This window comes from Bradyrhizobium sp. (assembly GCF_030654605.1).
Taxonomy (GTDB): Bacteria; Pseudomonadota; Alphaproteobacteria; order Rhizobiales; family Xanthobacteraceae; genus Bradyrhizobium.
This window is the reverse complement of sequence record NZ_JAURXB010000206.1, coordinates 1-11,577: the sequence shown is the minus strand read 5'-3', so window position 1 is coordinate 11,577 and position 11,577 is coordinate 1. Positions and strand designations below refer to the sequence as shown.

11 protein-coding genes are annotated in these 11,577 nt (G+C 64.1%); 6 read left to right on the top strand and 5 right to left on the bottom strand.

The features are described 5' to 3' along the window. The first annotated feature begins 216 nt into the window (after positions 1-216). The gene (locus Q7U29_RS18990; RefSeq protein WP_304743902.1) at positions 217-834 is read left to right on the top strand and encodes a hypothetical protein; all 618 of its coding nucleotides are present in this window, start codon (positions 217-219) and stop codon (positions 832-834) included. A 183-nt stretch (positions 835-1,017) separates the two neighbouring features. Here Q7U29_RS18990 and Q7U29_RS18985 read toward each other — a convergent pair whose 3' ends face one another. Beyond that, positions 1,018-2,682 (bottom strand): aminotransferase class III-fold pyridoxal phosphate-dependent enzyme, encoded by a 1,665-nt coding sequence (locus Q7U29_RS18985; RefSeq protein WP_304743901.1) that lies wholly within the window; start codon positions 2,680-2,682, stop codon positions 1,018-1,020. 34 nt (positions 2,683-2,716) lie between these two features. Here Q7U29_RS18985 and asd point away from each other — a divergent pair, with 34 nt between their 5' ends. Both asd and Q7U29_RS18975 read left to right on the top strand, forming a co-directional pair. Next, positions 2,717-3,595, top strand: a complete 879-nt coding sequence (asd, locus tag Q7U29_RS18980) for an archaetidylserine decarboxylase (protein ID WP_304743900.1) — start codon at positions 2,717-2,719, stop codon at positions 3,593-3,595. Between the two features lie 86 nt (positions 3,596-3,681). After that, entirely contained in the window at positions 3,682-4,203 is a 522-nt protein-coding gene (locus tag Q7U29_RS18975; protein WP_304743899.1) for an NUDIX hydrolase, read from the top strand. 20 nt (positions 4,204-4,223) lie between these two features. On the opposite strand, the gene Q7U29_RS18970 is transcribed toward Q7U29_RS18975, so the two are convergent. From Q7U29_RS18970 to Q7U29_RS18960, 3 genes are all read right to left on the bottom strand, one after another. Next, the gene (locus Q7U29_RS18970) at positions 4,224-5,432 is read right to left on the bottom strand and encodes a FecR domain-containing protein (protein WP_370691783.1); all 1,209 of its coding nucleotides are present in this window, start codon (positions 5,430-5,432) and stop codon (positions 4,224-4,226) included. 183 nt (positions 5,433-5,615) lie between these two features. After that, positions 5,616-5,933: a hypothetical protein gene (locus tag Q7U29_RS18965; RefSeq protein ID WP_304743898.1), complete on the bottom strand. Its 318-nt coding sequence runs from the start codon at positions 5,931-5,933 to the stop codon at positions 5,616-5,618. Positions 5,934-6,165: 232 nt separating this feature from the next. After that, the gene (locus tag Q7U29_RS18960; RefSeq protein WP_304743897.1) at positions 6,166-6,927 is read right to left on the bottom strand and encodes a DUF2147 domain-containing protein; all 762 of its coding nucleotides are present in this window, start codon (positions 6,925-6,927) and stop codon (positions 6,166-6,168) included. Positions 6,928-7,123: 196 nt separating this feature from the next. On the opposite strand from Q7U29_RS18960, the gene Q7U29_RS18955 reads away from it, so the two are divergent. Beyond that, the gene (locus tag Q7U29_RS18955) at positions 7,124-7,960 is read left to right on the top strand and encodes a DUF2147 domain-containing protein (RefSeq protein WP_304743896.1); all 837 of its coding nucleotides are present in this window, start codon (positions 7,124-7,126) and stop codon (positions 7,958-7,960) included. A gap of 35 nt (positions 7,961-7,995) precedes the next feature. On the opposite strand, the gene Q7U29_RS18950 is transcribed toward Q7U29_RS18955, so the two are convergent. Beyond that, on the bottom strand, positions 7,996-8,259 hold the full coding sequence (locus Q7U29_RS18950) for a hypothetical protein (protein WP_304743895.1): 264 nt from the start codon (positions 8,257-8,259) through the stop codon (positions 7,996-7,998). Positions 8,260-8,700: 441 nt separating this feature from the next. On the opposite strand from Q7U29_RS18950, the gene Q7U29_RS18945 reads away from it, so the two are divergent. Then, on the top strand, positions 8,701-9,900 hold the full coding sequence (locus Q7U29_RS18945) for an extensin family protein (RefSeq protein WP_304743894.1): 1,200 nt from the start codon (positions 8,701-8,703) through the stop codon (positions 9,898-9,900). A gap of 194 nt (positions 9,901-10,094) precedes the next feature. Continuing rightward, complete coding sequence (locus Q7U29_RS18940; protein ID WP_304743893.1) at positions 10,095-11,297, top strand: efflux RND transporter periplasmic adaptor subunit; 1,203 nt, start codon at positions 10,095-10,097, stop codon at positions 11,295-11,297. The last annotated feature ends 280 nt before the right edge of the window (positions 11,298-11,577 follow it).

Below are 11,577 nucleotides of genomic sequence, written 5' to 3'. Positions count from 1 at the left end.
GGCATGGAATTGATCGAACGCCGCCCGGTGCCGCCCTTCGGCCATTTCTCGCTGATTCGCTTCCGCAAGACTGACGTCGCGGCGGCGGCCGCGTAGGCGCGCGCACAGGTTGTCAGCTGCGTTGCTGTTGTGAGACGTCACATGTCATTATGATGTCGTCACATGCCGGACATCGAATCTCGGTAAACACAATCGACCTACATTTTGGGGGAGACCATGATCAGTAACTTCCGCGAACAATTGCGAACGCAGCGGTGGGATGACCATCGTTACTACCACCACAGTCGCATTAACCAGAGCCTGCACTTTGTCAGTGCCGCCAGCTTTCTGATTGCGTATGCGCTGCTGTTCGTCGATCCGGTTGCCGCCGCGTTGATCGGCTGGCTGGTCTCGATGACCACGCGGCAGGCGGGTCACTTCTTCTTCGAGCCCAAGGGTTACGATCACGTCAACGACGCGACCCACGACCACAAGGAAGAAATCAAGGTCGGTTATAATCTGAACCGCAAGATCGTCCTGATGACGATCTGGGCGGTGTCGCCTGTCGTGCTGTTCGTCGATCCGACCCTGTTCGGGATATTCGCACCCTGGAGCTCACCGGCCGACTTCATGCGCCAGGTCGCCAAGGTCTGGCTCGCGATCGGCATCGGCGGACTGCTGTTCCGTACCGTGCACCTGTTCTTCATCCGCGACGTCGAGACCGGCCTCGTATGGATGACCAAGATCCTGACCGACCCGTTCAGCGACCTCAAACTGTACTACAAGTCACCGCTGTACCTGCTGAAGGGCGAGTTGATCGATCCCGGCCTCGAAAAGCACGTCAATCGCGCCTGAATGCTTGAATTCGATCGACGCCTTGTATCGGAAACTCGTCATGCCCGGCCTTGTGCCGGGCATCCACGTCCTGGCAGTACGACAGCAAGGGAAGACGTGGATGGCCGGGCATAGGCGAGCGGAAGCGACGCCGTCCTTAGACGGCTATGCCCGGCCATGACAGAGAGGGCAGAAGCCGTCCGTTCACCGCGAACGTCGTCGCGTGATCATCTCTTTCAGGATCTGCCGGCGGATCGCCTTGTTGGTGAGCGCGGCGTCGCGCCACCACCAGCCATCCCGCTTCATTTTCTCCGCCGCGGTCACGAAGCGGTCGGCGACTTCGGCGAAATCCGCGTCGGTATAGTTCAGGCTGAAGATCAGACGACCGGTCCCGACCCAGCTCAATGCCAGCTGCTCTGCCCGCAGATAGTATTGCAGCATCCAGTTGTAACGCGACGGCTCGGTATATTGCACCATCCAGATCGACGACATGTTGGCGACGCGGACCGGCAGATCCCGTGCGGCCAGTCTTTCGTTGAGCTGTCGCGCCCGCGTGTTCCAGGTTTCGTCGAGCCCGTCATAGACGCTGCGGAAGGTTGGATCCCCGAGACGGGTGAGGAACTCGTCCATCGCCGTCATGACGTAAGGGTGCGAATTGAAGGTGCCGCGCGCGAAACAGATGTCGACCGGACGGTCGTCACGGTAGCGGCGCATCAGGTCCTTGCGCCCGCACACCACGCCGACGGGAAGCCCGCCTGCCAGGCTCTTGCCGTAGGTCACCATGTCGGCGCGGACGCCGAAATATTCCTGGGCGCCGCCGACGGCGAGCCTGAAGCCGACGAAGACCTCGTCGAAAATCAGGACGATGCCGCGCTCGGTGCAGACGTCTCGCAGGGCTTTGAGCCACTCGCCGTACGCCGCGCGATCGAAATGGCCTTTTCGCGAGCTGTCGACCAGCGCGGAATCGGCGGGAGCGCCGGCGTTGGGATGAAGCGCCTGCAGCGGATTGACCAGTACGCAGGCGATATCGCGCCGCGTTTTCAGCACATGCAGCGTCTTCTCCGACGTGTCGGCCAGCGTATAGGTCTCGTGCGGCGAGATCGGATTGCCGACGCCGGGCTGCACGTCGCCCCACCAGCCGTGATAGGCGCCGGCAAAGCGCACCAGATGCGAGCGGCCGGTGTGATAGCGGGCCAGCCGCACCGCCTGCATCACGGCTTCGGTGCCGGACATGTGGAACGAGACTTCGTCGAGCCCCGAAATCGCGCACAGACGCGCGACGTTGTCGGTGATGACGGGATGATAGGAACCGAGCACGGGGCCGAGTGCATGGGCCCGCGCCGCGGCCTTCGCAATGCATTCCTTGTAGAAATCATTGCCGAAGATATTGACGCCGTACGAGCCGGTCAGGTCGTAGAACATGTTGCCGTCGGGGTCGGTGACCGTGACTCCCGCCGACGACGCCATGAAGGCGCTGGTGCCGAGATGCTCGCGGACCAGCCGGCTGTACTGGAACGGCACGCGGTAGGCTTCGGTGAATTGCAGGTCGGAGATTTTCTCGGCGGCCTGCAGCGTCATCTGCCGGCCCTCGGGGAAGCGTTCCTTGTAGAGCGCCGCCAGCTTGAAGAAGCCGTCCTGCCGCTGCAGCGCGACTTCTGCCGGCGCGCCGTCCGAGCGGAAGAAATCATCGATGCCGAATTCGTAGAACGGCACCAGCCGCGCGACCATGCGCGACATCTTGGAATGTCCCGTCAGCGAGCGGTGCTTGGCCCGCGAAAGCGCCAGCCGGGCATTCAATTTTGGGAAGACTGTCGCGGCGCCGGTTATCGCAACCGCGGACAGGGCGAGAATCGGGAGAGGCGAATCCATGCCACCAGCGCTAACCAGTCCAGCTGACAGGATCATGACAGTGCGAGGCCTGATCTCCGCCTTGACCCAGCAGGAAAACCTCAATTTCCTGCTGACCAACCGGATTCCGCGGGCGGCCCTGACCCGGTTCATGGGCTGGTTCAGCAAGATCGAGAACCCGCTTGTAAGGGACATGTCGATCGCGTGCTGGCGGCTGTTCTCCGAGCTCGACCTCAGCGAGGCGCGCAAGACCAGCTTCAAGAGCCTGCATGATTGCTTTGTCCGCGAGCTGCGCCCAGGGCTGCGGCCGGTCGACCCCGATCCTGCCGTCGTGGTCAGCCCGTGCGACGCCATCATCGGCGCGCACGGCCGGATCCAGGATACCGAGCTGTTCCAGATCAAGGGCGCGCCTTACTCGCTCGAGGACCTGCTCGGCGATCCCGCACTGGTCGAGCAGCACCGTAATGGCCGGTTCATCACGCTGCGCCTGATGTCGAGCATGTACCATCGCTTCCACGCGCCGCATGATTTCAGGATCGAGCGGGTCACGTTCGTTCATGGCGATGTCTGGAACGTCAATCCGATTGCGCTGAAGCGGGTCGAGCGGCTGTTCTGCAGGAACGAACGCGCGGTGATCCAGACCCGGCTGGCAACCGGCGAGGCGCTCACGCTGGTGCCGGTGGCCGCGATTCTGGTCGCGAGCCTGCGGCTGCATTTTCTCGACCTCACGCTCAATGCGCAAAGCCGCGGGCCGACCGTTTTCCCCTGCGATACCAGCGTGCGCAAGGGCGATGAACTCGGCTGGTTCGAGCACGGCTCGACGATCATCGTGCTGGCGCCCGATCATTTCGAGTTCTGCGACAACGTGGTGGACTCCGCGCGGATTTTTGCCGGCCAGCCGTTGATGCGGCGATCGGCGGTGCGGTCCTGCTGATCGCACTGATCTCGATTTTGCCGACTGAAGTCACTATATAGCGGACGATCGAGACCGGATTCGAAATCGCAAAATTGGGACACAAGATGGCGCGGGCGCCTGTATTGGCCGCGGGAGGCATTGTGCTGCGGCAGGGGGGCACGCCGCTGTTCGCGGTGGTGCGTTTGCGCAAACGCAACGAGTGGGTCCTTCCCAAGGGCAAGCTCGATGACGGCGAAACGCCGCGCGCCGCCGCCGAGCGCGAGGTGCTGGAAGAGACCGGGCACGATGTCTCCGTGCACGAATTTCTGGGTACGCTGGTCTACGAGTCCAACCGGGGTTCCAAGGTCGTGCACTATTGGCGGATGGAGGCCCATGGCGGGCAAGTCCACGCGCTGATGCGCGATGTAAAGGCGGTCGACTGGCTGCCGCTCGACCTGGCCGTTGAACGGCTCTCGCGCGGCTATGAGCGCGCGTTTCTGGCCAATGTCGGTCCGCTGGCGCTGGAGGGAGCCGCGGCGGTCCCGGCGCCGGCGCTTGAAACCGAAAACCACGATGCGTTCAGGACGGCTCAAGGCCGGCGCAGCCTGGTGCAGAAAGTGCGGGACTGGCTGCGCCGCGCCGTCTGATCCATCACCGCGACTCCTTGCTAGCGAATCTCCCGCGGCAGTCGTCTTGCCGGCGCGGCCGGTCGCCGCTGCAACGCGGGCCGGTTCTGTAATCCCGGCCGCAGCGGGCCGGGCACACCCTGCCGGATGCCGGGTTGCGGCTGCACATTGGGCTGCTGAAGATTCGGCCGCGGCGGCAGGCCCGACCGTCCGGTCACGCCCGGCTGCGCCGGCGAACCTGCGCGCTGTGGCAAGCCTTGCCGATTCAAGCCTTGCCGGTTGGGCAGGCCAGGTTGTTGCTGCTGTCCGGGTCGGTTCTGCAAATTGTTCTGCCGCTGCGGTCCGTTGGGCCGCAGCCCGCCTGGCTGCCCCGACCGGTTGGGCCGGTTCGGATTGACCACCCCGGGATTGGCGCGGCGGAACGCGCGGTGCTCGTTGACCACCCGGCGTCCGAGATTCTGCGTCGAGTGGACCTGCCGCACGAATCCCTGATCGCGCAAAATCTGCTGCGGCGAAATCGTCAGCGGCACCGCGGCAAAGCGCGCGCCGCCTGCGCCTGCGCGGATGGTGAAGCCGCTGGCGCCCTGGCTGAGAAAGCCGAGCCGCAGGCCGGCGCGGTCGTCGACCTCGATCCGCCCGACCTTGCCGTCCGCATCCGGATAGAGTTTGACCGCGACGTTGTTGCGGCCGGTGGCGGAGGCGTCTTCCGGCACCTCGACCACGCCGGAGGTGCCGCGAATGCCGAGCGTCGCGGTCGGCGTCGATATTTTCATGTCGCCGGTTTTGGCGACGGAGGCTGCGACGAACGCCACCGTGCCCTTGACGACCTCGAACAACGCGGCGTTGTTCTTGCCGCCGTCCTCGTAGACGAAGGTGTCGATGGTGATCCTGGCGTTGGCGGTGAGATTGAAGGTGGTGGCGTCGTTGAAGGTGATGCCGAGCGACGATTTCGCCGAAGTCTGCACCAGATCGTTGAGATAGATCTCGTCCTTGACCTTCAACGGGATCGCGGCGTCGTTGCGCGTCACCGTGGCGTTGCCGACCACCGTCGCCACGTTGCCGATAGGCTCTTCGGGAGCTTGCGCGTCTGCGCTGGCGCCGGGCGCCGCCGGTGCCGCTTGTGCCTGCGGTTGAACGGCCTGCGCCAGCCTGGCCGGCTCGCTCACACCGTCTGCCGCGACCGCGGGCATGCCGGCCAGCGCCAGACAACAGAGCAGCCAGCCTGCAACCGGGAAACGATGCGCTGTCACGATGGATTCCGACCGGAGATGGGCCTGCAGAATACAAGGCCGTTCATGATTGAACAGTCCCGACATTGAAAGAGCGGCACGGCTGAACCGCGGCTGAATAGCGCGCGGAATCGGTGCGGACAAGCAAAAGCCCGCCGGAGCAGCCGGCGGGCCATTGAATTCATGCCGCGATCGACCGCGTGTTTACTTCACCCTGGCCGGCGCCAGGTTGATCGGCTTGCCGGGCTTCGATGGCGTGTAGTTCACGGGAGTGGCCGCCGGCGTCTCCTTGCGGAAGACGGCCTTGCAGCCGTCGCTCAGCGCCGCGCGCTGCCGGTGCATGCAGGCGGTGATGCGGTCGACATCGGGAATTTCCGAACTGCACAGCCGCATCGCGTCGCTGGCACACATCTGCTCCTGCTCCGCCGTGTGGGCCAGCGAGGCCGTCGTCAGCATGCCGAAGGCGAATACGGTGGCGACCAGCAATTTGCAGCCGCCGAAATTCGAACCAGTGGAAGTCATTGATGTCCCCTTGTGAGCGCCCAAGTCAATGAACGTAAGTTTTCAGAAGCCACGCGCCGGTCCCCGGCGTTTCCCTGGCAAGAAACTACCCGGCATCTGTTTCAGGACGTTTGCGTCAAACCCGCAAATTGGTTTCGTCGCGTTGAGATTTGTTTCATCGCTGCCGTTAACCGTCATTCCGGGTCTGGTGCTGGCGCACCATCCCGGAATGACGAGCACGGTTGCCGATTTCTTAACTGACGCGTTTCCAGGTCTGGCCGCCGCAGAACATGCCGCCAAAGGCGCAGCCCTGAACCCGCAGCGCGTTGGTGCCCTTCATCGCGATCGTCGAGTCGTAATTGCGGCCGCTGTCGGGGTCGTGAATCGTGCCGGTCCATTTGGAAGCCTGTTGCTTCATGTTGATCAGGATCTTCTTGCCGGTCTTGACGGCATAGCCGCACAGGTTCTGCCCGCATTCCTCGATCCGGACATTGCCCTTGTTTTCCTCGGTGGCCCAGATGCCGAGCGGGGTGGTTGGTGCCGGCGCCGCGGCGGCCGGAGCGGGCTGCGGTGCGGTGATCGGGGCAACTGCCGGAGCGGGAGGCGCTTCGACGGCGACGGATGGCGCGGGCGAGACGGTCGCCACCGTCGTCGGCGCGGCCGGCGCGGGAGTTGCGACCGGTGCGGTGCTGGCGACGGGGCCCGCCGGCTGCGGCGCCTGAGCGGCGGGAGCCGGGGCGGGCGCGGCCGGTGCTGCCGTCGGCGCCGGCGCGGCAACCTCGGCATCGTCGCCGGAGCCCTTCGACTTGAAACCCTTGAAATTACCGAGGCTGGAGCCTGAGAAGCTGGAGCCGGAAATACTGGGTGCCGAGATCCTGATGCAGGACAGCGAGTCGCAATTTCTCGGCGCTTCGATGCGGATCTTGTGCCCCTCGATCTGGAAGGAAATCGAATTGCCGGCCTGGGCCGATGTCGTCGCCATCAACAGCGCGGCGAGTATCAAGAGTTTTTTCATGTGAGCCTCCTGGTGCAGCGGGCTTGTGAACTTGCCCGGACCCTATGCGGGCCGACAGCCGCCTTCCGTGATCTGCGTCACCCAGGTGGCCGGCTGCGCCAGACATTCTGGCACGGTGATTCAAATCACATTCGGTGCCGCGGCGCGGGCGCTAGTTTTCCGCACCGAATTCGGGACACGCCTTGGGAGGCTTGCGATGAAGAGATTCTGTTTTCTCATCGTGCTGATGCTGCTCAGTTCATCTGCCAATGCCGGCAACACGTTTTCCTTCGTCGTCGGCGGACACCGCATCCGTATCGAGGCGCCCCGGTATTGCCATTCCCCGTCATGCGTTTCGGTTTCTATTCCGGGCATCTATCAGTCGCGCCGCTGGCGCGATCGCCTTGATGAGGATGATCGCGACGTGACCGAGCCGGTGAAAACGCCGGCCGCCGTGCAGCCGCCGATTCAGGTCGTTCCGCCTCCGGGCAATCCCGCCGTCGTCGCCGCGCCGCCACCGACGGTGTTCAAGCCGGCCGCCGCCGTGACGCAGGATGTTGCCCCACCTCCGCCCGCCATTGCGCCGCCAAATGCACTTCCGCCGGTACCGCCCCCGCCGCCGGCCGAAGTGGTCCGGCCACCGGCGGTCACCGTGTCACAGGTATCGAGCGTTTCGCATCAGGTGGAAGACGATCCGGCCGACACGCCTGTCGGCGACTGGCAGAGCGAGGGCAGCAGGGGAGCGGTTCGCATCGAGCGCTGCGGAAAGGCGCTGTGCGGCTATGCGCTCAAATCATCCTCCAGCGACAAGGGCGAGGCGGTGCTGGTCAACATGAAGCCGAAAACCGGCTCGCAATGGACCGGCAACGTCTACAGCCACGACAGCGGCGATACCTATTACGGCACCATGGCGCTGAAGGGCCCGAACGCGCTGCGGGTCGAAGCCTGCGCGCTCGGACGGTTTTATTGTTCGGGGAATACCTGGAGCCGGATCGTCACCAGGCCGGAGCGGCTGATTACTTCGCGACAAATCTCGCCGGAGCCGCGATCGTAGCCGCGGGCATCCAGTGCTGGTGAGGCCGCATTGATTCAGGGGCGACCACGGGCCGGACGGCGGAACCCGCTGTTCTGTTCGGGTTCCACATCGGGGGCCCTCAGGCTCCGATCCGCCGCATCGCCGCCGTCGATGCGCGATTTGAGCTCAACCGCCTTTTCGATCAGGACAGCCGAGAGGTCAGGGTTTGCGGTTGATCGGGCGAATTTGAGAAGCGTCGCCGCCTGACGCGCGAAATACAGCCTGCCTATCACGGTGATTTTCCCCTGTATCCAGCCGTGAACGCTACGCGGGAACAAGGGTTTTCGTTCCCGCCGGAATTTTCAAAAGTGAGTGCAAGCTTGCTGAAATTTTCGACAGCGAAGCAGAAACGTCGCGCTTTCGCATGAAAACGCCCGGCGGCTGGATTGCTCCTGACCCCCGGGCGCTGATTCATTCGGTTGTGGTAATGGGGCCTAGAACACCCCGAGCACGATGGCGCCAACAAAGGCGATGGCTGCATACGCGGTAACAACGCTCACTTTGCTGACCCAGGGACCCAGCAAGGTCATCGCGAAATCTCCGTCGTTATGTCACTGCCCGCTCAACTCCAAAAGCTAGCAAAGCGTTCCCGGCGCAAAAAGTCAGCCTTGCTGCACTATTAGCGTCTGTGCACAGGATGGAACGGCGGCAACATGGTTAAAGAACTGTGAAATCAACGCGTTGAAGAGTCCTTAAATATATTCGTTGAACGTGCGCGCATGACGCGCGGAGTTCGTTTGTATCTCGTCGGCTCCTTCGTCCTTGTTTCGCTAGCGGGCTGTGGCCGCGGATTTTTTCAGTCCGCGGAGCGCGAACCGTGGCGGGCCGAGGCCGAATTGGCATGCCTGAAGTCCGGGACGGTGAAAGAAAACGCCGAACTGGTCCGGATCAACCCGATCTCGGGGCCCGGGGTCTGCGGTGCGGAATATCCGCTCAAGGTGGCCGCCCTCGGCGAAAGCATCGGCAGTTTCGGTTTTGCCGACGACTTGCGGCCGCCCGGCGCCATCGGCAACGGCCCGCGCTGGCCGGTTTCGCAGCCGCCTCGGGCTGCTCCACCGCCATCCTCCTATCCCGACAACACGATGCGCCAGCCGGGCGGCTATGGCGCGCCGTCGAACGGTCCGATTTCATTGACGGCGCCCGGAATCGTCCCCCCGGAAGAAGACGAGATCGCGCGCGCGTCCGAGGAACCGGTTGGCCGGGGAGGCTATCCGTCGCCTTCGGCCTATCCCAGGGATCGTGGGCCCGCGCCGTATTCGGAACGTCCCGCCAGCGCGCAGCCGCTGCCGCGGCTCGGACCGGCGCAGGGCAATTCCGTCGCGGCCTTCGGTCCTGTCGTGATGAAGCCCACCGCGACGCTGGCCTGTCCGATCGTTTCGGCGCTCGATCGCTGGCTGGCCGATTCCGTGCAGCCGGCCGCGATGCGCTGGTTCGGCATCCGCGTGACCGAGATCAAGCAGATCTCCGCCTACTCCTGCCGCGGCATGAACGGCAATGCGCGCGCACATATTTCCGAGCACGCCTTCGGCAACGCGCTGGATATCGCGGCCTTCACGCTGGCCGACGGACGAACCGTCACGGTGAAGAACGGCTGGAAGGGCATGCCGGAAGAGCAGGGATTTTTGCGCGATATCCAGGCTGCGGCCTGCCAGCAGTTCAACACCGTGCTGGCGCCGGGCTCCAACATCTATCACTACGATCACATCCACGTCGATCTGATGCGCCGCAAGAGTCAGCGCACCATCTGCCAGCCTGCTGCGACCTCGGGCGAGGAGATCGCCGGCCGCGCCGGGCAGCGCAACCCCTACGCCTCGCGAGAAGCCTACGTGACCGGATCGATCGGCAGCCGCAAAAGTGTTTCGGCGAGGCGCAAGGCCAACGACAAGGTCGACGAAGAAGACGAGTTCATGGACGAATAGCGCGTGTTCCGCTGTCGTCCGGATGCCCCCGCCCAAAAAATTCTCTTTCGATTGTCAAAGCACGCACATTGCGCAGCTGCGGACAACGCCATGGCGCAACCCGCGCGATGTTAACTTCTCGTTAAGAAAAACATTCGAGTTTGACCGCAGCGGCCGGGGCAGATTGCGGACCAACGAAACCGGGGATGATTCCAATGCCAAATCACTTGCGGCTGGCTTGCGGCGCATTGCTGCTGGCGGGCCTTGCGCCCGTTCTTGCCGGATGCGACGAACCCGCTTCGGCAAGAGCTGCAACGGAAATCGTCCCCAAGGTCGGCGTCGTTACCGTGAAATCGAAGCCGCGTGCCCTGGTTCGCGAGTTGCCGGGTCGTATTGCCGCGACACGCATTGCCGATGTCAGGCCGCGCATATCCGGCATCGTCGTGGAACGGTTGTTTCAGCAGGGCTCCGACGTGAAGGCCGGCGATCCGCTCTATCGAATCGATCAACGGCCGCTCGAAGTCGAATTGCGCGCCAGTGAGGCCGCGCTGGCCAAGGCCAATGCGGCGTTCGATCTGGCGGCCCAGCATGCGCGCCGCATCGCGACGCTCGCAAGCGACAACGTAGTCCCCGAATCCCAGCTCGAGATAGCGACCGGCGCGATGCGCCAGGCGGAAGCCGAAGTCGAGGGACGCAAGGCGGATGTCGCGCGCGCACGGCTCAATCTGAACTATGCAACGATCCGCGCGCCGATCGATGGCGTGGTCGGCGCGGCACTCGTCAGCGAAGGCGCGTTGGTCGTCAGGAACGAGGCCAATCTGGCGACGATCCAGCAGCTCGACATGATCTACGCCGACTTCACGCAGTCGGTGTCCGAGATGAACAAGCTCCGGCGCGCGTTCGACGAGGGTGACCTCGACCGCATCGCGCCATCCGCGGCCCGCATCCGCCTCGTGCTGGACGACGGAACGGTTTATCCCTTGCCCGGCAAGCTGCTGTTTTCGGAATCCCGGGTCGACGCCCACACCGGGCAGGTGACCATGCGGGGGCAATTCCCCAACCCGAAGCGCGAATTGCTGCCGGGCATGTATGTGCGCGTTCTGATCGAGCAGGGCATCGACACCGACGCCATTGCGGTGCCGCAACAGGCGATCCAGCGCAACGGCGGCGGCGGCAGCGAGGTGTTCGTGGTCAAGCACGATGGCCGCGTCGCACTGCAGCCGGTCCGCATCGGCTCCACACAGGACGGCCTGTGGCTGGTGGATGATGGCCTGAAGGACGGCGATCAGGTGGTCGTCGACGGGTTTCAGAAGTTCGCGCCGGGCGACCGGGTCAGGCCGCAGGCCTGGGCCGAGGCAGACGCATCGACGAGCTCGATTCCGAATCGTGAGCGGCCGGCGCAGGCCAGCATCAGATAGCGCCTTCCCCGGGGAAAGCGAAAGCCGCCCAACGCGGCCTTCGATGCGATCGCCCGCGATGCGCACGCGGATGCGTGCCCACCATCTGTATCGTTCGGCAAGATCGGTGGGCACGGCGCAAGCGCGCCTTTGCTCACCCTACATCGCCAGCCGCTGCAGCAAATCGTGCACGACGCCCTCCAGCAGATCGAGCTTGTAGCCCGTCATCGGCAACGACTTTGCGCCCGAACTCGCCTGCCTTGCGGCCTCCGCGATGACAGCCGCGCTGGCCGGCTTGCCT